Here is a 23,971-nt window from a genome sequence, read left to right as displayed (position 1 = left end):
CGGTGTTTGATAGATATCAACTCATGCCTCTCACCCCCGCCATCGAGGAGCCTCAGATTCACGAGAGTGCCCAGGGTCCCCGCGTCACGCCGGCCGCGAGCCGCACCGCGCAGACCCCCCGCCCTGTACCTGGTCCGCGTCCCGCCGCCGTACCGCGGCCCGGCCGCCCCGGTCCCGCCAGGCCCGCACCGCCCGCGCAGCGTGCGCCGCAGGCCACCCCCGGACCCGTTCCCGCAGTCCCTGCCCCCACCACACCGTCCGTCTCCGCGGCGGTGCCGCAGATCCAGCTGATCCCGGCCTCCGCCGAGGGTGCGCTGGACGCGGCCGAAGAGGCCGTCGACCTGCTGCTCGACACCGGGCGCGCGCCCGGCGACATCCTGGTGCTCACCAGTGGCGACCCGCACCCGTGGGCCGCGCACGAGCTGTCCTTCGGCGAGGCCGCGTACTGGGCCCTGCACGACGCCGGGGACGACGTCTTCTACGCGGACGCGGCGCAGGTCCAGCGCGCAGCAGGCCGTCCTGTCGTGGTCTTCGCGGCCAACGGCGGAGCGGTCGACACCATCGCGGGAGCCCTGCCGGTCGCGCTCACCCGGGCGGGTGCGCTGCTGATCGTGTGCGGCGACCCGCAGCAGATCAACTCCGTGCTGGGTGCGGGCGTCTGACGCCCTGTACCCCGGCACGGGCGAGGGGCGGGGCGGGCCATGGGCCGGCCCCGCTGAAGCCCGCGCCGGGGCCCGGGTCGGAGCCTGAGGCCTGATCCGCCGTACGCCCGTTCCCGGGTGTACGGCCGTGAGGCATGCCCGCACGCAAGGCGAGCGTGCCGTGCCGTTGTACGAGTGGCAGCCGCACGTGTACGGGTGGCAGCCGCACGGGGTGGCAGCCCCGCCATGACAGCGGCGCGGGCGCGGGCCGTACCCGTGGGGGCTGCACCCGGGGGTCTACGGGGGTCAGCGCGCGGCGGTCCGCCGCAGGGCCTCGACCGCGCCGCCCCCGGTGTGCAGGGCCAGCGGGGAGAACTCGGCCACGGTGTCGCCCAGGCGCTGCGGCCGCGAGTCGGAGCTCGGGCGCCGACCGCCACGGCCCTCGCCCAGCACCTGCCAGCCTCCGCGGGTCAGCGTGATGTACGCGCCGCAGCGCAGGCCGTGCAGGGTGCAGGCGTCCCGCAGCCCCCACATCCACGCCCCGTCCTCCTCGGTCCACCGCTCGTCGCCCTCGCGGCAGTAGAGCAGCACCGCCGTTCGCACCGGGGTCCGTCTGCGCAGGTCGTGCGGGAGGACCCGGCGCAGCCGCGACAGCAGGGCGTTGCGGTACTCCCAGCCGTCGGCCGAGGCCGACCGCTGCACGAAGGAGGCGCTCGCCACGAGCTGCTCCTCCGGGCCGAGGACGGCGATGACCGCGGTGGAGGGCACGGGGCTGTGCCGGGAGTGCAGTCCGCTGACGACTTCGCGCGGATTGCGGAGCAGCGGAATGCCCGCCGCTGTCCATTCCGCGGGTTCCAGCAGTCTGCCGTGCCGGCTTGTGCCGCCGGCGGCTGTTGCCAGGGACGTGGTCGGGGGCGGCGCGAATCCGAAGGTCACGGTCCTCCCTTCGGGTACACGCCCGCGAACGGGCACGGTGGAGTCAGGGCGCGCCGCAGCGCGGCCCAGGAGGGTGCCGAGGAGCCGAGCGGGAGCACCCCAATTCTCGCGTGGCTTCTGAGCGTGCGGCAACGAGCAATTGACGCCGCCGACCGGAATTCGCCGGTATGCCGTTCATATCCTTGCCCCGCCACGCCGAAGATGACGCATTCGGCTAGCCCTGAAGCGCCAGCACCAGCGGGAACACCTCTTTCGCGCCTGCCCGTCGCAGCAGCCGGGCGGCGACCGCGACGGTCCATCCGCTCTCCGTGCGGTCGTCGACGAGCAGCACCGGGCCCGCGGACTGCGCCAGCGCATCGGCCAGCGCCGGGGGCACGGTGAGGGCTTGGTGGAGCCCCCGCACCCGCTGTGCGCTGTTCGAGGACACCGATCCGAACTCCGGGGCCTGGTCCGTGTAGGCGAGCGCACCGAGCAACGGCATCCGCCCGATCTCCGAGATGCGCGCGGCCAGCGAACCGATCAGCTGGGGGTGGCTGCGCGAGGGCAGGGCGACCACGCCCACCGGCCGGGCCGGTGCGTCCGGCGCACCCGAGGCCCAGCCGCCGGGGCCTCGGGCCCAGTCCGCGAGCACCGCGACCACGGCCTGCGCGACGTCGTCCGGAACCGGCTGGTCCGGAGCTTGCGGAGCCAGCATCGGTCGCAGCCGGTTGCCCCATCCGATGTCGGACAGCCGGCCCAGCGCCCGGCCCGTCGAGGCCTGCTCCCCGGCGGGGATACGGCCCTTGAGGTCGACGCCGACCGCCGCGAGCCCGGTCGGCCACATCTTGCGCGGCTCCAGCTCCACGCCGGGGCGGCCGAGTTCACCGCGCGCGGTGTCCAGTGCCGTGGTGGAGACCTCCGCGGTGAACCGGGCCCCGGCGCAGTTGTCGCAGCGGCCGCAGGGCGCCGCCTCCTCGTCGTCGAGCTGGCGGCGCAGGAACTCCATCCGGCATCCGGTGGCCGCGGCGTAGTCACGCATGGCCTGCTGTTCCGTGGCCCGCTGGCGGGCGACCCACGCGTAGCGCTCGGCGTCGTAGGCCCAGGGCTCGCCCGTCGAGGTCCAGCCGCCCTTGACGCGGTGCACGGCGCCGTCGACGTCGAGCACCTTGAGCATGGTCTCCAGCCGGGTGCGGCGCAGATCGACCAGCGGCTCCAAGGCGGGCAGCGACAGCGGCCGGCCGGCCTGGGCCAGGACGTCGAGCGTGCGGCGCACCTGCTCCTCCGGCGGGAAGGCCACCGAGGCGAAGTACTGCCAGATCGCTTCGTCCTCCCGGCCGGGGAGCAGCAGGACCTCCGCGTGCTCCACGCCGCGGCCCGCGCGGCCGACCTGCTGGTAGTAGGCGATGGGAGAGGAGGGCGAGCCGAGGTGCACCACGAAGCCCAGGTCGGGCTTGTCGAAGCCCATCCCGAGGGCGGACGTGGCCACGAGCGCCTTGACCCGGTTCGCCTGGAGGTCGTCCTCGGCCTGCTGGCGGTCGGCGTTCTCCGTCTTGCCGGTGTACGAGGCCACGGTGTGCCCGCGGTGGCGCAGGTAGGCGGTGACCTCCTCGGCGGCCGCCACGGTCAGCGTGTAGATGATCCCGGAGCCGGGCAGGTCCCCGAGGTGGTCGGCGAGCCAGGCCAGCCGGTGCGCCGCGTCGGGCAGGGTCAGCACCGCCAGGCTCAGGCTCTCGCGGTCCAGAGGGCCGCGCAGCACCAGAGCGTCCGTACCGGCCCCGGTGCCGAGCTGTTCGGCGACGTCGGCGGTCACGCGGGCATTGGCCGTTGCGGTCGTGGCCAGCACGGGGACACCCGGCGGCAGGTCGGCCAGCATGGTGCGCAGCCGGCGGTAGTCGGGGCGGAAGTCGTGACCCCAGTCGGAGATGCAGTGCGCCTCGTCGACCACGAGCAGCCCGGTGGCGGCGGAGAGCTTGGGGAGGACCTGGTCGCGGAAATCAGGGTTGTTGAGCCGCTCCGGACTCACCAGCAGGACATCGACCTCACCCGCCGCCACCTCGGCCTGGATGCCCTCCCACTCCTCGGGGTTGGCGGAGTTGATGGTGCGGGCGCGGATCCCGGCCCGGGCCGCGGCCTCGACCTGATTGCGCATCAGCGCGAGGAGCGGGGAGACGATCACGGTGGGGCCGGCGCCGTTCGCCCGCAGCAGCGAGGTGGCGACGAAGTACACCGCGGACTTGCCCCAGCCGGTGCGCTGTACCACCAGCGCCCGCCGCTTGTGCGCCACCAGCGCCTCGATCGCCCGCCACTGGTCCTCGCGCAGCCTGGCGGCGCCCGTGGGGTCGCCCACGAGACGGGCTAGTACGGAGTCGGCCGAGGACCTCAGGTCTGCGTTCATACCCCCATGCAACCTGATGCCTCCGACATCGCGCCAATGCCGCTCCCGGCCTGTGGACGGCGGCGGCGTGAGTTATCCACAGGGCTTTCGGGATCGGATCATGCGCGGGACCTTCGTGGCATGACGAACAACCACGAATCACGCACCCCGTCCGACCGGCCCTCCATCAGCCCGGCCGGAGCCGCCACCGGACCCCAGATCACCCTGCGCAGCCCGGCCGAACTGGCCGACGCGCTGCCCTACATGCTCGGCTTCCACCCGACCGACTCCCTGGTCATGGTCGCCGTGCACGGCGAAGGCGGGCGCTTCGGCGGCCGGCTCCGCGTCGGTATCCCCGGCTCGCCCGCGGAATGGGAGGACACCGCCCGACAGGTCGCCGAGTGCCTGATCAGGGGCAGCGAACGGCGCGGCGGCAAGCCCGACGGCATCGTCGTCTACCTCTGCCAGGAGCCGAGCGGGGAGGAGGGCGGCCGGCGGGTGATGGCCCGCCTGCGGCCGCTCGCCCAGGGGATCCGGCTGGCCTGCGGCGCGCTGGACGTGCCCGTACTGGAGGCCCTGTGCCTGTCCGCGGGACGCTTCTGGTCCTACGTATGCCCGGACGAGCGGTGCTGCCCGGCCGAGGGCAGCCGGCTGGCCGCCGTCGGCACCTCGGTACTGGCGGCGACGGCCACCTTCGCCGGACTGCAGGTCAGGGGCTCCCTCAAGGAGATCGAGGGCCGGATGGCACCGCTGCGCGGGGCCGTCGCCGAGGAGGCGGAACGGGCCCTCGACCGGGCCGCCGCCGCCCTGATGCCCAGGATTCTCGACGGGGCCACCCGCGAGGAGGTCGGCGCCGGGACCATCGCCCTGGCGCGGACCCTGATGCGGCGCCTGATGCTGGCCCCGCCCGTCGAGGGCGGTGCCCACGCCGACGACTGGGACGACGCGCTGCTCGGCCACGACGAGGCCGCCTCACTGATCCTGGGCCTCCAGGACCGCGAGATCCGGGACATCGCGGCGGAATGGATGGAGGACGAGGACGCGGCCCCGGCCCTGCGGCTGTGGCGGGCCCTGGCCCGGCGCTGCGTCGGGGCCTACGACGAGCACGCCGCGGCCCCGCTCACCCTCGCCGGCTGGGTCTCGTGGTCCACGGGGGACGAGCCGACCGCCCGGATCGCCTTCGGCCTGGCCCTGCGGGCGGACGCCGAATACCGCTTCGCCCAGCTGCTCCACCACGCATGCAACGAAGGGATCGACCCCGAGGGGCTGAGGCAGTGCCTGCGGGAGGAGCGGCGCCGCCGGGAGCCCCGGCGCGGGCGCTCCTCGGCCGGCACCCGCCCTCCCGGCCGGCGGGGCCGGACGGCCTCCCGTCGCGGGTCCCGGCGTACCGCGGGGAGCGAACAGTGAGCGCGCACCGGTTCACGTCGTCCGGCGTTCCGGTGCGACCGCTCCGGTACGCGCCGGGCCTGCCCCGGCGGCGCGGGCCTCACCCCGGGCACGCCCGGACGGAGCCCGGGCCCGTGACCCGGGCGGGGGTGGGGGCGTTCAGCTGGGGGGTGGTGGGGGCCCGGCCGCGCCGCCGCCCAGCTGAACCGACCGGAGCGCAGACAAGGCGACACATGTCTCACCCCGCACCTCCCCGCCCACCCGGCGTGCCCGCCGCCCGCAGGTCCGAACTGCCGCCCGTGCACGGCGCCGTCATCTGCGTCGCCGCGCCCTGTCTGGTCATCTCCCCGGAGCACGGCCAGCTGACCGGGCAGGGGATCGACGGGATCTACCGGTCCGGGCGCCGCCTTCTCTCCCGCTGCGTGCTGCGGGTCGGCGGCCGGGACCCGGTCGCCGTGCAGGGGCGAAGCCTCGCTGCCGACCGGGCCGTCTTCACCGCGACCGTGCGCACCGGCGCCGAGCCCGGCCCCGACCCCGACATCGGTGTGGAAAGGGTCCGGCACGCGGACGGCACCGAGCGGATCACCCTGCGCAGTTTCACGGCCCGGCCGGTACGCCTTCCGGTGGAGGTGCTGCTCGGCACCGACCTGGCAGAGCTGGCCGCCGTGGCCGCGGGCCGGTCCGGGCCCGAGCTGCCCGCCGGGGTGCACGCCGCCGGGCTGCGCTGGAGCACCGGCGAGGCGCAGGCCGTGACCGCCGCCGACCCGCCGCCCGACGACGCGCTGGCTTCGGCGGGGCTGCTGCGCTGGCAGCTCGAACTGGCTCCTGGCGAATCGCGCACCATCGAGCTGCGGACCACGCAGCAACGGGTGGGGAGGGCCCCCGCAGGGCAGGTGGCGAACCCGCTGGCCGACGCCCGGGCCGAGGGGGACGATCCGAGGGCCGAGGCATGGTTCCGGACCAGCGTCGAGGACCTGGGCGCACTGCTCCTGAGGGACCCCGAGCAGCCGGGCGACGCCTTCGCCGCGGCGGGAGCGCCCTGGCGGCTCGGCCTGGCTCCGGCGGAATCGCTCTGGGCCGCCCGGATGGCGCTGCCGCTCGGGACCGGTCTCGCCGCGGCCACCCTGCGCATCCTCGCCCGGACCCAGACCGAGGAGCGGGGGCCCGACCTCGGGAAGATCCCGGGCCCGCTGCGCGGAGCGGGCGCGCAGCTTCCGCCGGGGTGCACCGGCACCGAGGCGACCCTGGCCTTCCCCGCGGTGCTGGCCGAGGCCCGGCTCTGGGGCATGCCCGAGGAGGAGGTGGCCCGGCTGCTCCCGGCCGCCGAGCGGTGCCTGCACTGGCTGCGTGGCGCGTGGGGGGAGGACGGCTTCCTGGCCGATCCCGAGCCGGGGCCGCGGCGCTGCGAGACCCAGGCCCACGCCCACCGGGCGGCCGTGCTCGGTGCCGATCTGCTCGCCGCGTGCGGACGGCCGGGAGCCGAGGAGTGGCGGGAGCGCGCGGCCGGGCTGCGTGAGCGGTTCCGGGCTGCGTTCTGGATCGACGGCCCGGACGGAGGCAGGCCCGCTTCGGCCCTCCACCCCGACGGGAGACCGCTGCCGCGGCTGACGGGGGCCGCCGCCCACCTGCTCGACACCGGACTGCTCAGCGGCGGCCGGCTTGCCCCGGGGCTCCTGGACCGCACCCGCGCCGAGCAGCTCGCCCGGCTGCTCGGAGCCCCCGCGATGGATTCCGGATGGGGGCTGCGGAGCATGGCCGTCAAGGAGCCGGGGCACAATCCGTTCGGCCACCGCTCGGGCGCCGTACGGGCGTACGAGAGCGCGGTGGCCGTGGCCGGCCTGGCCCAGGCCGGCTTCGAGAAGGAGGCCGCGGGCCTGCTCGGAGGCCTGCTGGACGCGGCGGAGGCCTTCGGGTACCGGCTACCGGAGATGTTCGCGGCCGAGCAGCGCACCGCGGGCAGCGCCCCCGTGCCGCACCCGGCGGCCTGCCGGCCGGCCGCCGTGGCCGCGGCGGCCGGGATCCACGCGCTCACCGCCCTCGCCGGAATCCGCCCCGACGCCCCCGCCGGCACGGTCGCCCTCGCACCCCTCCCCGGAGCCCCCCTGGGCGGGCTCAGACTCTCGGGTCTGCGGGTGGCGGGGGAGCCCTTCGCCGTCCGGATCAGCCGGCTCGGCCTCGGCATGGTGGAGGAGGCGGCCGATGCGCTCCAGTTGGGTGGCTGAGCACGCTCGCCCCGCCCGGGCCGGACCGGTCCGCTCGATCGAAGGCTCCCGCCTCTGGGGCACTGTCTTCAAGGTCACCAAAGCGCTGTTTATCGTCAGGCAGACGACTATGATCGCGGCATGTCGCCCTACGACCCGTCGGCCTATCCGCCCTTCGCCGTCACCGTCGACCTGGTCGTGCTCACCGTGCGGCGCCACGCGCTCTGCGCGCTGGTCGTCCGCAGAGGTGAGCAGCCGTTCCAGGGGCGCTGGGCGCTGCCCGGAGGATTCGTCCGCGCGGACGAGGACCTGGCGGGGGCCGCCGCCAGGGAGCTCTCCGAGGAGACCGGCCTGTGCGCGCACGACCCCGCCCTGCCCGGCGCGGGCAACGGGGCGCACCTCGAACAGCTGGCCACCTACGGTGATCCGAAGCGGGATCCGCGGATGCGTGTCGTCAGCGTGGCGCACCTGGTGCTGGCTCCGGACCTGCCTGCGCCCCGGGCCGGGGGCGACGCCAACAGCGCGCGCTGGGCCCCGGTCGACGAGGTGCTGGCCGCCACCGACGAGGCCTCCACGGGGCTGGCCTTCGATCATGCCCGGATCCTCGCCGACGGTGTGGAGCGGGCCCGCTCGAAGATCGAGTACTCCTCGCTGGCCACCGCCTTCTGCCCGCCGGAGTTCACCGTCGGCGAGTTGCGCCGGGTCTACGAAGCGGTCTGGGGCGTGTCCCTCGACCCGCGCAACTTCCACCGCAAGGTCACCGGTACTCCCGGATTCCTGGTGCCGGCCGGAGGCACGACGACCCGTCAGGGCGGGCGTCCGGCCCAGTTGTTCCGGGCGGGCGGGGCCACCCTCCTCAACCCGCCGATGCTGCGTCCGGAAGTCTGACACCGCGGCGTACGAGGCGCCGTCGGAAGCGGCGGGACCACCGTGCCCGCTCCCAGGGCCGGGTCCGGCACCCGGCCCGGCACGCGGTCCGGCATCCGGTCCGGCCCCGCTGTCCGTGCGCGGCCCTGCGGCAGTATCGGCATTCCATCGGACCGGTTGCGCTGAATATCGGACATATCGCGTTATCTTGCTTGCGGTACCCACCCTGCCGCTGAGCGGTCTCACCCCCCGCGAGAGAAGCGATGCTCCAGGCCATCGGACTCACCAGCAAGCCCCGCCCCGACGCCCCGCCCCTTGTGGACGACCTCACCTTCGAGGCCCGCCCGGGGCATGTGACCGCCCTGCTCGGCGAGCCGGGATCGGGCAAGACCACCGCACTGCGGCTCATGCTCGAACTCGAACCGGGCCGCGGCGTCACCTACTTCCGCGGCCGCGCGCTGCACCGGATCCCGCATCCCGGCCGTGAGGTCGGCGTGCTCCTCGGCGACGTTCCCGGCAACCCCGCGCGGACCGTCCGCAACCAGCTGCGGATGCTGTGCGCCGCGGCCGGCGTGCCGGCCTCCCGGGCCGACACCATGCTGGAGGTCGTCGGCATCGCGGGACTGCGGGACCAGCGCCTCGGCTCGCTGTCGCTCGGCATGGAACGCCGGGTCGCCCTGGCCTCGGCACTGCTCGCCGATCCGTGCACCCTGCTGCTCGACGAGCCCGGCGCCGGACTCTCCCCCCGCGAACGCGGCTGGCTGCACGGGCTGCTGCGCGGGCACGCCTCCCTCGGCGGCGCGGTCCTCTTCACCACCGACGACGCCAAGGAGGCCGCCCGCAGCGCCGACCGCGTCGTCAGCATCGAGGCGGGCCGGCTCGTCGCCGACCAGGAGGCGGCCGAGTTCGCCCGGACCAGGTTGCGGCCGCGGGTCGCCGTGCGCACCCCGCACGCGGCCCGGCTGGCCGACGTACTGGGCCGCGAGGCCCGGGCCGCCCGGCGCTCGGTGGAGATCGTCGCCGAGAGCGGCAGCCGCCTGTCGGTGTACGGCAGCAACTGCGCCGAGGTCGGCGAGGCGGCGTTCCGGCACGGCGTGCTGGTCCACCAGCTCGCCGACGAGACGGGCGACGCCGGTGCGCCGACGGCGCCCGTCCCGGCCGCGCGCACCGCGGCGGGAACGCCACCGGAGCCCGGCGCGGCCCGCCAGGAAGCCGTCGCCGGGTCTGCCGCCGAGGCCGCCGGCGACCACCCCCGCCAGATCCGCTCCGGGCGCCCGGCCTCGGCCGTGCGCCGCGTGGGCGGCCCGCTGCGTCCCCTGCGCTACGAGTTGCTCCGGGTCTTCGGGACCGCCACCCCCGTCCTCACCGCCGCCCTCGTCGTCGCCGTCTCCGTACTCACCGCCCTGGTGCTGGCCCGGACCGGGCAGACCCCGCAGAACCGGCTGCTGGCCGCCTGGCCCGAACTGCTGCCGCTGCCGCCCGCCGCCCTGGGCGCGGGCCTGCTCGGCGCGCTGGCCTTCGGCGAGGAGTACCGCTACCCCGCACTCGCCGCCGACCGGGGCACCGTGCCCCGCCGGATGGGGCTGCTCACCGCCAAGCTGGGCATCGGCGCCGCCCTCGCCCTGCTGCTGGGCGCCCTCACGGTGGCCGCCGACGCCGCCGCCCTCGCGCTGGTCTTCGACAGCGGCCCGCTGCGCACCCCCGTGGAGTGGCTCTCCCCGGCCGTGAGTTGGGCCGGGCTGCTCATCGGCTGCTCCTGGGCCGGCGTACTGGCCTCCGGTGTCTTCCGATCCGCCACCGCGGGACTGGCCGCGGTGCTCGCCGTACCGGTGATGGTGGTTCCGCTGGTGCGCAAGGCGCTGGAGGGCTCGTCCGCGTACCCGTCCACCGGGCTCGGGTCCCGCCTGCGCGGCCTGACCTGGGGGCAATGGCCGCCGGAGGTCGACCGCCTGCTGGTGGGGGCCCTCCGGGTGATGGCCCAACCCGTCGGGACGGCGCTGGTGTTGTCGCTGATGGTCCTGTTGTGCGCCTATGGGTTCACCGGACTGCGCAGCCGGGTCCGTTGGTGATCGTTCCGGTTCGGGAGAAGTCGCGGACGGGACCGTTGCGGTCCGTGTCACGTCAAGCGGACCGCAACTCCCCGCAAAAGGTCTGGTTCTTTACGATAAGTCGTCAATTGCGTAGGTGGCACCGATCACCCTTTCGTGTGCTTTTCACCAAAGACCTCAAGGGTCATGGAGGCACGGCCGACAAAGGATTCGTGAGTACCCTTGCGCACACCATGATGACCGCCGCCCGCCACGCCGACTCCGGCCTCGCCGGCCCGGGCGAACTCGACCGCTACCCCTACGCGGAGACCCCCGGGTCCGACCGCGTCGGAGCAGCCCACTGGGACGGTGCCGACGTCGAGTTGAGCCGCGTGGGCCGCCGAGCGGCAGGCAGCCGCGGACGCGGACTGCACGGCCAACTCGTCCAGCAGCTCGGCCAGATGATCGTTTCCGGTGACCTCGGTGCGGACCGCCCACTGGTCCCCGAGGAGATCGGCCAGCGTTTCGAGGTCTCCCGCACGGTCGTCCGCGAATCGCTGCGGGTCCTGGAGGCCAAGGGCCTCGTCAGCGCCCGCCCCAACGTCGGCACCCGGGTCCGTCCCGTCGCCGACTGGAACCTGCTCGACCCCGACATCATCGAATGGCGCGCCTTCGGCCCGCAGCGCGACGACCAGCGCCGCGAGCTCGGTGAGCTCCGCTGGACCATCGAGCCGCTCGCCGCCCGCCTCGCCGCCGGCCACGGCCGGCCGGACATCCAGCAGCGCCTCGCTGACATGGTCGAGATCATGGGCCACGCCCTCGGCCAGGGCGACGCGATCACCTTCGCGCGCGCCGACAACGAATTCCACGCGCTGCTCATCCAGGTCGCCGGAAACCGCATGCTGGAGCACCTTTCCGGCATCGTCTCCGCCGCCCTCCAGGTCTCCGGCAGCCCCATCACCGCCTGCGACCGCCCGAGCGAGACCTGCGTCGCGCACCACGCGCGGATGGTCGAGGCCCTCGCCGCCGGTGACGCGACCGGCGCCGAGAACGCCATGCGCCAGCTCCTGACGGTTCATCCGGAGGTCGAGCGCGTGGTCCCCGCCCCGCGCGAGCACTGACGGGCGGACGCGCGGGGGCGCTGGGGTGCAGAACATGTCGCCGGGCCCGGTCGGGTCCGGCGACACCGGCGTGAGGCCCCTTTTCGTGGCGGTTCGGCACGTGTGGAACACCGGGTTCGACCACAGGAGCGGCACTCGTGCGTACGGGGTGTGACTCGGGCCACGAAGATTGGGCGTAACGCTCTGCGAGGTCACGCGATGACGTAAGAGGTGATGGCCGACGGAGGGAAGACAGCAGCCCTTGGGGGTGCTGTGCAGCTCCCCGGCCCCTGCCCGCGCCGCCGGCCCATCCCCGGTCGGTGGTCGTCGGCTCCGGTCCAGCACCACCAGGCCCGGGGTCGGAAGCCGTTCCCATCGTTCCGAGAGGTTGTTCGTGTCGGCCAGCACATCCCGTACGCTCCCGCCGGAGATCGCCGATTCCGAGTCTGTGATGGCGCTCATCGAGCGGGGCAAGGCCGAGGGGCAGATCGCCGGCGATGACGTGCGTCGGGCCTTCGAGGCTGACCAGATTCCTGCGACCCAGTGGAAGAATGTTCTGCGCAGCCTCAACCAGATCCTCGAGGAAGAGGGTGTGACGCTGATGGTCAGTGCCGCGGAGTCGCCCAAGCGCACCACCCGCAAGAGCGTCGCAGCCAAGAGCCCGGCCAAGCGGACGGCCACCGAGACCGTCAAGAAGGCGGCCGCCCGGACGACGACGGCGCAGCCCGCGGCCACCCCCGTCCCGGCGGACGCGGACATCGCGGAAGCCCTCGCGGACGAGCCCGGAACGGAGCCCGCCGCCAAGAAGACGGCGGCGAAGAAGACGGCGGCCAAGAAGGCCGCGCCCGCCAAGAAGACCGCTGCCAAGAAGACGGCGGCGAAGAAGACCGCCGCCAAGAAGGACGCGGACGAGGGCGAGGACGAGACCGCGGACGAGGGTCCCGACGCCGCCAAGGCCGAGGCCGAGGAAGAGGAGGAGGGCGGGGAGAACAAGGGCTTCGTCATCTCCGACGACGAGGACGACGCCCCCGCCCAGCAGGTCGTGGTCGCCGGCGCCACCGCCGACCCGGTCAAGGACTACCTCAAGCAGATCGGCAAGGTCCCCCTCCTCAACGCCGAGCAGGAGGTGGAGCTCGCCAAGCGCATCGAGGCGGGTCTCTTCGCCGAGGACAAGCTGGCGAACTCCGACAAGCTGGCGCCCAAGCTCAAGCGCGAGCTGGAGATCATCGCCGAGGACGGCCGCCGCGCGAAGAACCACCTGCTGGAGGCCAACCTCCGCCTCGTGGTCTCCCTCGCCAAGCGCTACACGGGCCGCGGCATGCTCTTCCTGGACCTGATCCAGGAGGGCAACCTGGGTCTGATCCGCGCGGTCGAGAAGTTCGACTACACCAAGGGCTACAAGTTCTCGACCTATGCCACGTGGTGGATCCGGCAGGCGATCACGCGCGCCATGGCCGACCAGGCACGCACCATCCGTATCCCGGTGCACATGGTCGAGGTCATCAACAAGCTCGCCCGCGTCCAGCGTCAGATGCTCCAGGACCTGGGCCGCGAGCCCACCCCGGAGGAGCTGGCCAAGGAACTCGACATGACCCCCGAGAAGGTCATCGAGGTCCAGAAGTACGGCCGTGAGCCGATCTCCCTGCACACTCCGCTCGGCGAGGACGGCGACAGCGAGTTCGGTGACCTCATCGAGGACTCCGAGGCGGTCGTTCCGGCCGATGCCGTGAGCTTCACGCTGCTGCAGGAGCAGCTGCACTCGGTGCTCGACACCCTGAGCGAGCGCGAGGCCGGCGTGGTCTCCATGCGCTTCGGCCTCACGGACGGCCAGCCCAAGACGCTCGACGAGATCGGCAAGGTCTACGGGGTCACGCGCGAGCGGATCCGCCAGATCGAGTCGAAGACGATGTCGAAGCTCCGGCACCCGTCCCGCTCCCAGGTGCTGCGCGACTACCTGGACTGACCGGGCGGCTTCCGACGGCGCGGGCCGCCGCCGGAAGCCGATGGGGACGGCAGGGCGACGGTGGCCGCGCGGGTGCGCTCGGCCACCGGGCGACCCACTCTGGGTGGAGTCATGCACACTCGGAGTCAGGAGGCCTCATGCGTCGTCCCTTTGCCCGTGCTCTGGCGGGAGCGCTGACCCTGGCGGCGGGAGCGGCCGCGGCGCCGTTCGCCCATGTGCCGCAAGCGGCCGCGGACAGCGTGGTGATCGGCGGGAAGCCGGTGAAGGTGGCCGACAGCCCCTGGGTCGTCGCCCTCGCCAGCCGTGACCGGTTCGGGGGTACGCGGGGCGGCCAGTTCTGCGGAGGCGTGGTCGTGTCCCCGACCAGGGTGCTGACGGCGGCGCACTGCCTGGGCAGCCAGGTGCTGGGCGGCCCGGTCGAATCCGTGGCCGACTTCCGGGTGATCGCCGGGCGTACGGAGCTCCGGGCGGCCGAGGGCCGGGAGATCGCGGTGCGCGGGGCGAGGGTGAACCCCGCCTACGACCCGGCGAGCAATGCCGGGGACCTCGCCGTTCTGGAGCTGGCCGAGTCGGTACCGGCCCACTACGTGCTGCCCATGGCGGGCGCGGGACATTCCGCCTACGCCGCGGGGACCGAGGCGGCGGTGTACGGCTGGGGCGACACGAGCGGCTTCGGTGACTACGCGTACGGGCTGCGTGCCGCTGGGGTGACAGTGCTGGCGGACGAGGTCTGCGCGCGCGCCTACCCCGGGGACGCGGACGGGCAGTACCGCGCGGAGTCCATGGTGTGCGCGGGGGACAGCGGCGGCGGCAAGGACGCCTGCCAGGGCGACAGCGGCGGGCCGCTGGTGGCCCAGGGGCGGCTCATCGGGCTGGTCTCGTGGGGCCGGGGCTGCGGGCGCGCCGACAGCCCCGGGGTCTACACGCGTATCGCCCCGTTGGTCGACTTCGTGCTGGCCCCGGAGACGGGCGCGCAGCCCGGGGAGGTCCAGGGCATCGGGTGGGGCGCCCGCGGGGCCTCTGGGCCGTACGCAGGGCCCGTACAGGGGCATCGCACGCCTTAGCCGCAGGGTCGCGGATGTGAGGACGGGCGGCACCCCTGGGTCTCAGGAGTGCCGCCCGTCGACCGGCCTGGCCGGTCCTGGCTCGTCGGATGCGAGGTGCAGGCCTGTGTCAGCGGTCCTCGGGTTCGGCATGGGCAGCCGGAGCGGACGTGAGCCGCTCGGTCTCATCCTGTATTTCCGCGGCGATCTTCTTGAGTTCCGGCTCGAACTTGCGCCCGTGGTGGGCGCAGAAGAGCAGTTCACCGCCGCTCAGCAGGACGACGCGCAGATATGCCTGGGCGCCGCAACGGTCGCATCGGTCAGCGGCCGTCAGCGGGGTCGCGGGTGTCAGAACAGTAGTCACGTCGCCTCTTCTCTAGCTCGACGAGCTGTCGTACCAGGGTCAACATCCAACCAGGCCGAAAACGTTCCCGCTCGCGGCTTTTCCTCGAAACTTCCTTCCGAAGCTGGCCGGCTGCTGCCGGTTGGCGGCGAAGGAGCCGTATTGCGTTGCTTTACGGTTTCGCGTTGTCAGTCGTGCGCTTGTTGCAGTTCCATCCTCCCCCGGCGTGAGTGCCAGGTTGTTCATGAGGACGTGCCCGAACCCTAAATGGTTCATGCGCGGAAGGGAACGTGATGTTTCCTTCACCCGCGCGGGGGATCGAACATCCGTACGGATCTGGACTAGGCTGAAGAATGCGCGAGGGTGGCGTTGCATCGGCTCTACCTGGCCTCGGTACCCTTCGAGCGGCACCCGAGCCACCCCTGCGCCCGACCGGGCCAGAAAAGAAATTCAGCGAGGAGCGAACTGCGTGACCGCCGACACGTCCGTGCCTTCCAGCGCGCTGCTGTCCGGAGCAGACCGGGACGGTTCCAACTACACCGCGCGGCACCTGCTCGTCCTCGAAGGGCTGGAGGCCGTCCGCAAGCGCCCCGGCATGTATATCGGCTCCACCGACAGCCGGGGCCTCATGCACTGCCTGTGGGAGATCATCGACAATTCCGTCGACGAGGCCCTGGGCGGCTACTGCGACCACATCGAGGTGATCCTCCACGAGGACGCCTCCGTCGAGGTCCGGGACAACGGCCGCGGCATCCCCGTGGACGTCGAGCCCAAGACCGGCCTGTCCGGCATCGAGGTCGTCATGACCAAGCTGCACGCTGGCGGCAAGTTCGGCGGTGGCTCGTACGCGGCCTCCGGCGGCCTGCACGGCGTCGGTGCCTCCGTGGTCAACGCCCTCTCCGCCCGCCTCGACGTCGAGGTCGACCGCAACAGCGCGACCCACGCCATCAGCTTCCGGCGCGGCGTCCCGGGCATGTTCACCGAGCAGGGCCCCGAGAGCCCCTTCGACCCCGCCAACGGCCTCCGCAAGGTCAAGCGCGTCGCCAAGGGCCGGACCGGCACCCGGGTCCGCTACTGGGCCGACCGCCAGATCTTCCTCAAGGACGCCCGGCTCAACCTGGAGACGCTCTACCAGCGCGCCCGCCAGACCGCCTTCCTCGTCCCCGGCCTGACCCTGGTCGTCCGCGACGAGCGCGGCATCGACGGGGCCGGCAAGACCGAGGAGACCTTCCGCTTCGACGGCGGCATCAGCGAATTCTGCGAGTACCTCGCCCAGGACAAGGCCGTCTGCGACGTCCTGCGCCTGACCGGCACGGGCACCTTCAAGGAGACCGTCCCGGTCCTCGACGACCGCGGCCACATGACCCCCACCGAGGTCACCCGCGAGCTCGGCGTGGACATCGCCCTGCGCTGGGGCACGGGGTACGAGACCAACGTCAAGTCCTTCGTGAACATCATCGCCACCCCCAAGGGCGGCACCCACGTCTCCGGCTTCGAGCGCTCGGTCGCCAAGACCGTGAACGAGGTCCTGCGCTCGGCCAAGCTGCTGCGCGTCGCCGAGGACGACGTGGTCAAGGACGACGCGATGGAAGGCATGACGGCCGTCGTCACCGTCCGGCTCGCCGAGCCGCAGTTCGAGGGCCAGACCAAGGAGGTGCTCGGCACCTCCGCGGCCACCCGGATCGTCGCCGCCGTGGTCGCCAAGGAGCTCAAGGCCTTCCTGACCTCCACCAAGCGCGACGACAAGCAGCAGGCCCGCGCCGTGATGGAGAAGATCGTCGCGGCCGCCCGGACCCGGATCGCCGCCCGGCAGCACAAGGAGGCGCAGCGCCGCAAGACCGCGCTGGAGACCTCCTCGCTCCCCGCCAAGCTGGCCGACTGCCGCAGCGACGACGTGGACCGCAGCGAGCTCTTCATCGTCGAGGGCGACTCCGCCCTCGGCACCGCGAAGCTCGCCCGGAACTCGGAGTTCCAGGCGCTCCTGCCCATCCGCGGCAAGATCCTCAATGTCCAGAAGTCCTCGATCTCGGACATGCTCAAGAACGCCGAGTGCGGGGCGATCATCCAGGTCATAGGAGCCGGCTCGGGCCGGACCTTCGACATCGACGCCGCCCGGTACGGCAAGATCGTGCTGCTCGTGGACGCCGACGTCGACGGCGCGCACATCCGCTGCCTGCTGCTCACGCTCTTCCAGCGGTACATGCGGCCGATGGTCGAGGCCGGCCGGGTCTTCGCGGCGGTGCCGCCGCTGCACCGGATCGAGCTGGTCCAGCCGAAGAAGGGCCAGGACAAGTACGTCTACACGTACTCGGACAACGAACTGCGCCAGACCCTGCTGGAGTACCAGCGCAAGAACATCCGGTACAAGGACTCGATCCAGCGCTACAAGGGCCTCGGCGAGATGGACGCGGACCAGCTGGCGGAGACCACCATGGACCCCCGCTTCCGCACCCTGCGCCGGATCAACATCGGCGACCTGGACTCGGCCGAGCAGGTCTTCGACCTGCTCATGGGCAATGAGGTGGCCCCGCGCAAGGAGTTCATCACGAGCTCCGCGGCGACCCTGGACCGCTCGCGCATCGACGCCTGATCCGGGTGCCGCCGGAGCCCGGCGGCACCCGGACACCGAAGGCTCCACGGCATACCGGTGCTCTTCGCTCCATCACCTGTTGGAGTGAAGAGCACCGGTACACCAGTCCGGAAAGCGCCCATTCCGCACATCCTTGTGGGCACGCGGCCAATGCGGCAGCGGACAAGGAGAGTTCGGTGGACAAGCACGAAGGTCGTGATACCGGAACGATCCGGCTCGACGACCCCTGGTACGACGCGCTGGCCGTCGGGTGGGGCGAGGGTGAGGAAACGTCCCAGCCGGTCCCGGCCCCCGGCGGCGGGCGCCCCGCGCCCGGCGCATCCGACATCTACCTCGAAGTGCAGCGCAGCGCCGCCTTCCAGGAGGTTCGCACCCGCTACCGCAGGTTCGTCGTCCCCGCCACCGCCGGGTTCTTCCTCTGGTACGTCGCCTACGTGGTCGCCGCCACCGCCGCGCCCGGCCTGATGGCCCGGCCCGTGGTGGGCGCGGTCAACGTGGCCATGCTGGCCGGGCTCGGCCAGTTCCTCAGCACCTTCCTGCTGACCTGGGCGTACGCCCGGCACGCGCGGCTGCGCCGGGACCGGGCCGCGCTCGATCTGCGCTGGACCGTCTTCGAGCAGGAACGCGGCCAGGAGCGGACCCGGGCGAGGAGGGCCGGCCTGTGACCACCGAGCACGAGACCCTCGCGCTGATCCTGTTCAGCGTCTTCATCGCGGTGACCCTCGGCATCACCACCTGGGTCAGCCGGAACCGGCACGGGTCGGCCGAGGAGTTCTACGCGGGCGGGCGATTGTTCTCCCCGATGGAGAACGGTTTCGCCATCGCGGGCGATTACATGTCCGCGGCCTCGTTCCTCGGCATCTCCGGCCTGATCGCCCTCTTCGGCTACGACGGGCTGCTGTACTCGGTGGGCTTCCTCGTGGCCTGGCTCGTGGTGCTGTTCCTCGTCGCCGAACTGGTCCGCAACTGCGGCCGCTTCACCCTCGCCGACGTGGTCGCCGCCCGGATGAGCGAACGTCCGGTGCGGATCGCGGCCGGCACCTCCTCGGTCGTCGTCTCCGTGCTGTACCTCATCGCGCAGATGGTCGGCGCGGCCAGTCTCGTCGGCCTGCTGCTCGGGAGTTCGGGCCCTGCCGCCCGGACGCTCGCCGTGGTGGGGGTCGGCGCGCTGATGGTGGTCTACGTCTCCTTCGGCGGGATGCGGGCCACCACCTGGATCCAGATCGTGAAGGCCGTGCTGCTGATGGGCGGCGCGATCACCCTGACCGTGCTCGTGCTGCTGCGCTTCCACGGGAACTTCGACCAGTTGCTCACCAGCGCCGCCGACCGCAGTGGGCACGGCAGGGCGTTCCTGAGCCCCGGCCTCAAGTACGGCGGGGACTGGACCGCCCGCGTCGACTTCATGAGCCTCGGCCTGGCGCTGGTCCTCGGGACCGCCGGGCTGCCGCACATCCTGTCGCGGTTCTACACCGTGCCCACCGCGCGGTCGGCCCGCCGCTCGGTGGTGTGGGCGATCGCGCTGATCGGCGGGTTCTACCTGATGACCATCGTGCTCGGCTTCGGGGCGGCCGCGCTGGTGGGACCGGACGAGGTACGGGCCTCCAACGCCTCCGGGAACACGGCCGTTCCGCTGCTGGCCGCCTTCCTCGGCGGGGGCGCGGAAACCACCGGGGGCGCGGTCCTGTTCGCCTTCGTCGCCGCCATCGCCTTCGCCACCATCCTGGCCGTGGTCGCCGGTATCACCCTGGCCTCCTCGGCCTCCGTGGCACACGACCTGTACGCCTCCCTCAAGCGCCGGCACGCCCGGCAGCGCAGCGAGGTCGCGGTGGCCCGGGTCGCGGCCGTCGGCATCGGGGCGGTCGCGATCGCCCTCGGGCTGCTCGCCCAGGACCTCAACGTGGCGTTCCTGGTGGGGCTGGCCTTCGCGGTGGCGGCTTCGGCCAATCTGCCGGTGCTGCTGTACTCGCTCTTCTGGCGCGGCTTCACCACGCGCGGAGCCGTCTGGTCGGTGTACGGCGGCCTCATTCCGGCGGTGCTGCTGGTGCTGGTCTCGCCGGTGGTGTCGGGCAGCGCCGAATCGCTCTTCCCCGGAGTGGACTTCCAGTACTTCCCGCTCCAGAACCCGGGGATCGTCTCGATCCCGCTCGGCTTCCTGGCGGGTTGGCTGGGCACGGTCACCTCGGGCGAGGAGGCGGACGAGGCGAAGCACGCGGAGACGGAGGTCCGCTCCCTGACCGGGGCCGGAGCGGTCTGAGTGGTGCGTGTGGTGGGCCGGTCGGCCGGGCGCCGTCAGGCCGGTCCCTCCGACGGGAGCCAGGTGTATCGGTGCTCCGGGCGGCCTGTCTCGCCGTAGCGCAGGGCGAGGCTGACCCGGGCGGTGCGTTCGAGGAGCTTCACGTAGCGCTGCGCGGTCTGCCGGCTGATGCCCGCACGGTCGGCGATCTGCTGGGTGGACAAGGGGCCTTCGGCGGACCGCAGCACATGGCGGACGAGCTCCGCGGTGCTGGCGGAGTGGCCCTTGGGGAGCTCGTTCGGGGATCCTGCGGCGGCGAGGGCGCCGAAGATCCGGTCCACCTCGGCCTGTTCGGCCTCACCGCCCGTGTCCAGGGTGCGGCGCAGGGCCCCGTAGGCCTCCAGCCGACTGCGCAGTCCGCCGAAGGTGAAGGGTTTGACCAGGTACTGCAGGGCGCCGAGGCGCATGGCGGCCTGCACGGTGGCGAGGTCGCGGGCGGCGGTGACCATGATCACATCGGTGCGGTGGCCGAGCTGGCGCAGGCGCCGGACGAGGTCCAGGCCGTTCTCGTCGGGGAGGTAGTGGTCCAGGAGGACGAGGTCCACCGGATGTGAGGTGAGGAACTCCAGGGCCTCGGCGGCAGAATGGGCCTGCGCCGTCACCAGGAATCCGGGAACTTTCGCCACGTACGCCGCGTTGATCCGGGCAACACGCATGTCGTCGTCGACGACCAATACGTGGATCGGGGTCTCGTTCACCGCAGGGCCTCCGGGAGTACGACGGAGAATTCCGCCCCTCCGTCCGCTGCTTCACCGGCCCGGGCGCTGCCGCCCTGCCGCTCCGCGAGGCGGCGTACGAGGGCGAGGCCCAGCCCGCGCTCGCGGTGGGCCTTGGGCTGCTTGGTCGACCAGCCCTCCGTGAAGATCTCCTCACGGCGCGCGGCGGGCACCCCGGGGCCGCTGTCGCGCACCCGCAGCACGGCGGTACGGCCCTCCGCGCGCAGCTCCACCTCGACCAGGGGCGCCGCACAACCCGCGGCGGCGTCCAGGGCGTTGTCCACGAGGTTGCCGAGGATCGTGACGAGGCCTCCCGGGTCCACCAGGCGGTCGGGGAGGAGGGTGGAGCCGGCCAGGCGCAGGGGGACACCGCGCTCGGCGGCGACGGTCGCCTTGCCCACCAGCAGGGCGGCCAGAAGCGGGTCGTGGACCTTCTCGGTGACCTGTTCGGCCGTGGTGCGGTGCACGCCGGCGACCTCGGTCACGAACTCCACCGCCTCCTCGTGCAGGCCCAGCTCCAGCAGGCCGAGGAGGGTGTGGAGGCGGTTGGCGTGCTCGTGGTCCTGAGCGCGCAGGGCATCGATCAGGCCCCGGGTGGAGTCGAGCTCGCGGCCCAGGTGCTCCAGCTCGGTGCGGTCGCGCAGGGTGGCGACGGCGCCGCCGTCCTCGGTGGGCATCCGGTTGGCCACCAGCACCCGGGGGCCCTGCACGGTGAGCAGGTCCCGGCCGGTGACACGACCCGACAGGACGTCCGCGGTGCGGCCCGCACCCAGGACGTCCTCCAGCGGGCGACCCGCGCAACCGTCGGCGGCGTCCGGGGCGAGGCCCAGCAGGCGGGCGGCCTCGTCGTTGACCAGCCGGACCCTGCCGTCGGGGGCCAGGGCGATCACGCCCTCGCGGATGGAGTGCAGCATGGCCTCGCGTTCGGCGAGCAGGCCGGCGATGTCGGAGAAGGCCAGGTCGCGGGTCTGCCGCTGGATCCTGCGGGAGAGCAGGTAGGCGGCGAGGGCACCCGCCGCCAGGGCGCCGCCCGCGTAGGCGAGCAGACCGGGGATCGCACCGAGCAGCCGGTCGCGGACGCTGTCGTAGGCGATGCCGACCGAGACGGCGCCGACGATCTCGCCGTCGGCCGCGAGGAGCGGGACCTTGCCGCGGGCGGAGCGGCCCAGGGTGCCTTCGTCGATCTCCATGACCTCGCGCCCCGCCAGGGCATCGCTCGGGTCGGTGGAGACCGGCAGCCCGATCCGGTCCGCACTCGGGTGCGAGCGGCGGATGCCGTCCAGGTCGAGCACGACCACGTACTCGGCTCCGGTGGCCCGGCGGATCCGTTCGGCCGAGGACTGTACGGGGCTGTCGGCCGAGGGCGGGGAGTCCAGGACCCCGGCGGCCAGCGCGGGGTCGGCCGCGGCGCTCTGCGCGATGGCCAGGGCGCGCCGCATGGCCTGGTCGTCGAGCTGGGCGCTCAGCGGCGCCAGGAACAGTCCGGTCGCCAGTACGGCGACCCCGGCGGCGATCGCCAGCTGGGTCAGCAGGATCTGGGAGACGGCCCGTCTGGGCAGCCCGAGGCGCCGAGCGCTCATGAGGGGGAACCGCATGGGCAGCAACGGTAGGTCGGCACCGGCACAAGCGGAACGCTTACGCCCGACTTGTCGGGTACCCCACTCCGGTCATGCCCGGAGCGTGTTCCACACCTCACTGCGGGTGAAGTAGGTGTCGTAGAGATCCTGGACGTCCAGCAGGGACTCCGGGGGCACTTTCCCGTAGGCGATCCGTTCCAGGTGGCGGAAGTACTCGAACCGTTCGATGCCCGGCGTGATGACGATGAGGATGTCGGCGTTCTCACCGGGCGCGGCGGCGAACGCGTGATCGAGTCCGGGCGGCACGATGACGAGGTCGCCGCGTTCCGCGGTCACCACCTGGTCGCCGGACAGGAGCTGCGCGGTGCCGTCGAGCAGGTAGAAGAGCTCTGCGGACCGGGAGTGGTGGTGGGGCGCGGCCCCGTCGGCGCCGTCCAGCAGGCTCACCCGCTGTGTCGACAGGGCGCCGCCGGTGGAACCGCCGTCGGCCAGGAGCCGGATTGTGGTCGGGGCGGCGCCGATCGTCTCGGCCTCGGCCGAGCGCACGATCACCGATTCGTCGAAGGTAGGCACGATCAGGGACATGTCGTCTTCTCCTGGGGGAGGGGAGGGGAGGGGGGATGGGGACCGGAGCCGGTGAGGGAGGGCGGGCGGGCGGGTGGTCAGGTCCGGGCCGGCTCGGTGGCGGCGCGGACGGCAGGGGCCGGACGCTCGCGCAGCAGGAGGCCCGCGGTCAGCGCGACGGCGAGGGCCGTGGCCCCGTGGACCCCGTAGGCCTGACCCGCGGCTCCGTCGTCGGCGAGGACGATCACCATGTCGCCGGCGGGGATGAAGGTGATCGCCGCCAGCGCCCAGCCGAGCGCCCGGCGCTGCCCCGTGAGCAGGAGCGCGAGGACGACCAGACCGGTCGCGACGTCGCGTACGCCCTTGACGGCGAGGAAAGCGGCGCCGTCGTGCTGCGGCCAGGTCGGCAGCCCGAAGTCGGCGGCGGTGGCCTGCGGTGCGAACAGGTAGCTGAGCCCGACGTACAGGATGAACGCGCCGCCGGTGGCGGCCAGGACGGTGGTGAGGCGCTTGAGGGACATGGGAATTCTCCTGAAGGTGGGCGAGAGGGCGGGCGGAGGGGAGGGGGATCAGCGCGGGGCGGTGGCGCGGCGGACGGTGCGCATCCGGCGGACGTAGGCGGGCCGCCCGACGGTGTGCCACAGCAGGCGCCCGATGAGAGGCAGCCCGGCGAGCATCGCCGCGCGCTCGGCCCGGTCGGCGTCCTCCAGGACCATCCCGAGGAAGAACAGCAGCTTGGGCTTGGGCGTGGCGGCCAGGAAGTGCTCGCCCAGCCGGTCCCACTCGTGTGCGGACAGGTGGCGGGCGGCGAGCGGCAGGAGCGATTCCTCCTCGTCGTCCAGGTGCTCCAGCAGCACCGTCCGGTGCTCGGCGAGGACCGACACGAGCGTGTCGCGTTCCGCCTCCCCGGCCCGGTTCTCCCAGGCGGGCAGGGCCTCCCCGGCGGCCGCGAGACTCGCAGCCACCCGCTCGTGCTGGGCCTCCATGCGCAGGACGAGATCCGCTTCGAGGTCGACCCGGGCCATCAGCGGCGGCCACAGGTGCTCGTCCTCGCCGTGGTGGTGGCCCGTCAGGCCGAGCCGGTAGTCGCGGAAGTGCTCCCCGAGGACCCGTGCCCGCGCCGTGTCGCCGGGGGCCACCGCGGCGATCAGCTCGACCAGCAGGCGCGCCTCGCGGCGCAGGCCGCGGTGGATGACCACCATCTCGTGGGTGTTCGGCCGTGCCGTGCTCCGGTCCGATCGCGGAGCTCGTGCCGTCCGTGTCCGTGGCTGTGTCGTCTTCATGGAAAGAGACTCGACGTCGGTACATGGAGGGTTCTTGGAAGGTACTTGGAAGGTTCCCTGACGCCATTCGGCCTTGTACGGGCCGGAG

At 73.0% G+C, this 23,971-nt stretch carries 19 protein-coding genes; 11 read left to right on the top strand and 8 right to left on the bottom strand.

Features of this window, described 5'->3' with window-relative positions:
- Positions 1–23: 23 nt before the first annotated feature.
- The gene (locus KO717_RS09605; protein WP_301365930.1) at positions 24–662 is read left to right on the top strand and encodes a hypothetical protein; all 639 of its coding nucleotides are present in this window, start codon (positions 24–26) and stop codon (positions 660–662) included.
- A gap of 285 nt (positions 663–947) precedes the next feature.
- On the opposite strand, the gene KO717_RS09600 is transcribed toward KO717_RS09605, so the two are convergent.
- Positions 948–1,577, bottom strand: a complete 630-nt coding sequence (locus tag KO717_RS09600) for a hypothetical protein (RefSeq protein ID WP_301365929.1) — start codon at positions 1,575–1,577, stop codon at positions 948–950.
- Positions 1,578–1,791: 214 nt separating this feature from the next.
- Positions 1,792–3,951 carry a RecQ family ATP-dependent DNA helicase gene (locus KO717_RS09595; RefSeq protein ID WP_301365928.1) on the bottom strand — a complete coding sequence of 720 codons (2,160 nt, stop codon included), beginning with the start codon at positions 3,949–3,951 and terminating at the stop codon, positions 1,792–1,794.
- Positions 3,952–4,071: 120 nt separating this feature from the next.
- Between KO717_RS09595 and KO717_RS09590 the strand changes: the two genes are divergently transcribed.
- The 7 genes from KO717_RS09590 (at position 4,072) to KO717_RS09560 (ending at position 14,538) form a co-directional block, all read left to right on the top strand.
- Positions 4,072–5,337: a DUF4192 domain-containing protein gene (locus tag KO717_RS09590; protein WP_301365926.1), complete on the top strand. Its 1,266-nt coding sequence runs from the start codon at positions 4,072–4,074 to the stop codon at positions 5,335–5,337.
- Between the two features lie 212 nt (positions 5,338–5,549).
- Positions 5,550–7,538, top strand: coding sequence for a glycogen debranching N-terminal domain-containing protein (locus KO717_RS09585; RefSeq protein WP_301365924.1), 1,989 nt, complete (start codon positions 5,550–5,552; stop codon positions 7,536–7,538).
- Between the two features lie 120 nt (positions 7,539–7,658).
- Positions 7,659–8,405 (top strand): NUDIX hydrolase, encoded by a 747-nt coding sequence (locus KO717_RS09580; RefSeq protein WP_301365922.1) that lies wholly within the window; start codon positions 7,659–7,661, stop codon positions 8,403–8,405.
- 242 nt (positions 8,406–8,647) lie between these two features.
- Complete coding sequence (locus KO717_RS09575) at positions 8,648–10,453, top strand: ATP-binding cassette domain-containing protein (protein ID WP_301365920.1); 1,806 nt, start codon at positions 8,648–8,650, stop codon at positions 10,451–10,453.
- 137 nt (positions 10,454–10,590) lie between these two features.
- The gene (locus KO717_RS09570; protein WP_301365918.1) at positions 10,591–11,532 is read left to right on the top strand and encodes a FadR/GntR family transcriptional regulator; all 942 of its coding nucleotides are present in this window, start codon (positions 10,591–10,593) and stop codon (positions 11,530–11,532) included.
- A 373-nt stretch (positions 11,533–11,905) separates the two neighbouring features.
- Positions 11,906–13,474: an RNA polymerase sigma factor gene (locus KO717_RS09565; protein WP_301365916.1), complete on the top strand. Its 1,569-nt coding sequence runs from the start codon at positions 11,906–11,908 to the stop codon at positions 13,472–13,474.
- A gap of 137 nt (positions 13,475–13,611) precedes the next feature.
- Entirely contained in the window at positions 13,612–14,538 is a 927-nt protein-coding gene (locus KO717_RS09560) for a serine protease (protein ID WP_301365914.1), read from the top strand.
- 109 nt (positions 14,539–14,647) lie between these two features.
- Here the strand turns inward: KO717_RS09560 and KO717_RS09555 are convergent, their stop codons facing one another.
- Positions 14,648–14,881, bottom strand: coding sequence for a DUF7455 domain-containing protein (locus tag KO717_RS09555; RefSeq protein WP_030028922.1), 234 nt, complete (start codon positions 14,879–14,881; stop codon positions 14,648–14,650).
- Positions 14,882–15,329: 448 nt separating this feature from the next.
- Between KO717_RS09555 and KO717_RS09550 the strand changes: the two genes are divergently transcribed.
- The 3 genes from KO717_RS09550 (at position 15,330) to KO717_RS09540 (ending at position 19,704) form a co-directional block, all read left to right on the top strand.
- Complete coding sequence (locus KO717_RS09550) at positions 15,330–17,450, top strand: DNA gyrase/topoisomerase IV subunit B (protein ID WP_301365909.1); 2,121 nt, start codon at positions 15,330–15,332, stop codon at positions 17,448–17,450.
- Between the two features lie 176 nt (positions 17,451–17,626).
- On the top strand, positions 17,627–18,115 hold the full coding sequence (locus KO717_RS09545) for a DUF485 domain-containing protein (RefSeq protein WP_301365907.1): 489 nt from the start codon (positions 17,627–17,629) through the stop codon (positions 18,113–18,115).
- A complete protein-coding gene (locus KO717_RS09540; protein ID WP_301365905.1) occupies positions 18,112–19,704 on the top strand; it encodes a solute symporter family protein in 1,593 nt (530 codons plus the stop codon). Before KO717_RS09545 ends, KO717_RS09540 begins: the two co-directional genes overlap by 4 nt.
- 35 nt (positions 19,705–19,739) lie before the next feature.
- Here KO717_RS09540 and KO717_RS09535 read toward each other — a convergent pair whose 3' ends face one another.
- From KO717_RS09535 to KO717_RS09515, 5 genes are all read right to left on the bottom strand, one after another.
- On the bottom strand, positions 19,740–20,399 hold the full coding sequence (locus tag KO717_RS09535) for a response regulator (protein WP_437184633.1): 660 nt from the start codon (positions 20,397–20,399) through the stop codon (positions 19,740–19,742).
- 38 nt (positions 20,400–20,437) lie between these two features.
- Complete coding sequence (locus KO717_RS09530; RefSeq protein WP_301365901.1) at positions 20,438–22,039, bottom strand: sensor histidine kinase; 1,602 nt, start codon at positions 22,037–22,039, stop codon at positions 20,438–20,440.
- A gap of 87 nt (positions 22,040–22,126) precedes the next feature.
- The gene (locus tag KO717_RS09525; protein ID WP_301365900.1) at positions 22,127–22,621 is read right to left on the bottom strand and encodes a cupin domain-containing protein; all 495 of its coding nucleotides are present in this window, start codon (positions 22,619–22,621) and stop codon (positions 22,127–22,129) included.
- Between the two features lie 77 nt (positions 22,622–22,698).
- On the bottom strand, positions 22,699–23,121 hold the full coding sequence (locus KO717_RS09520; RefSeq protein WP_301365898.1) for a DUF4267 domain-containing protein: 423 nt from the start codon (positions 23,119–23,121) through the stop codon (positions 22,699–22,701).
- Positions 23,122–23,169: 48 nt separating this feature from the next.
- Entirely contained in the window at positions 23,170–23,802 is a 633-nt protein-coding gene (locus KO717_RS09515; protein ID WP_301365897.1) for a hemerythrin domain-containing protein, read from the bottom strand.
- Positions 23,803–23,971: the final 169 nt, after the last annotated feature.

Origin of the sequence: Streptomyces xanthophaeus (genome assembly GCF_030440515.1) — a bacterium.
Lineage (GTDB): Bacteria > Actinomycetota > Actinomycetes > Streptomycetales > Streptomycetaceae > Streptomyces > Streptomyces kutzneri.
This window is presented reverse-complemented; position numbering and strand designations above follow the sequence as displayed.

Coding starts and splice junctions, on each gene's coding strand:
- KO717_RS09605 (WP_301365930.1), top strand. CDS start 24: ATGCCTCTCACCCCCGCCATCGAGGAGCCTCAGATTCACGAGAGTGCC.
- KO717_RS09595 (WP_301365928.1), bottom strand. CDS start 3,951: ATGAACGCAGACCTGAGGTCCTCGGCCGACTCCGTACTAGCCCGTCTC.
- KO717_RS09590 (WP_301365926.1), top strand. CDS start 4,072: ATGACGAACAACCACGAATCACGCACCCCGTCCGACCGGCCCTCCATC.
- KO717_RS09585 (WP_301365924.1), top strand. CDS start 5,550: ATGTCTCACCCCGCACCTCCCCGCCCACCCGGCGTGCCCGCCGCCCGC.
- KO717_RS09580 (WP_301365922.1), top strand. CDS start 7,659: ATGTCGCCCTACGACCCGTCGGCCTATCCGCCCTTCGCCGTCACCGTC.
- KO717_RS09575 (WP_301365920.1), top strand. CDS start 8,648: ATGCTCCAGGCCATCGGACTCACCAGCAAGCCCCGCCCCGACGCCCCG.
- KO717_RS09560 (WP_301365914.1), top strand. CDS start 13,612: ATGCGTCGTCCCTTTGCCCGTGCTCTGGCGGGAGCGCTGACCCTGGCG.
- KO717_RS09535 (WP_437184633.1), bottom strand. CDS start 20,399: ATGCGTGTTGCCCGGATCAACGCGGCGTACGTGGCGAAAGTTCCCGGA.
- KO717_RS09530 (WP_301365901.1), bottom strand. CDS start 22,039: ATGAGCGCTCGGCGCCTCGGGCTGCCCAGACGGGCCGTCTCCCAGATC.
- KO717_RS09525 (WP_301365900.1), bottom strand. CDS start 22,621: ATGTCCCTGATCGTGCCTACCTTCGACGAATCGGTGATCGTGCGCTCG.
- KO717_RS09520 (WP_301365898.1), bottom strand. CDS start 23,121: ATGTCCCTCAAGCGCCTCACCACCGTCCTGGCCGCCACCGGCGGCGCG.
- KO717_RS09515 (WP_301365897.1), bottom strand. CDS start 23,802: ATGGTGGTCATCCACCGCGGCCTGCGCCGCGAGGCGCGCCTGCTGGTC.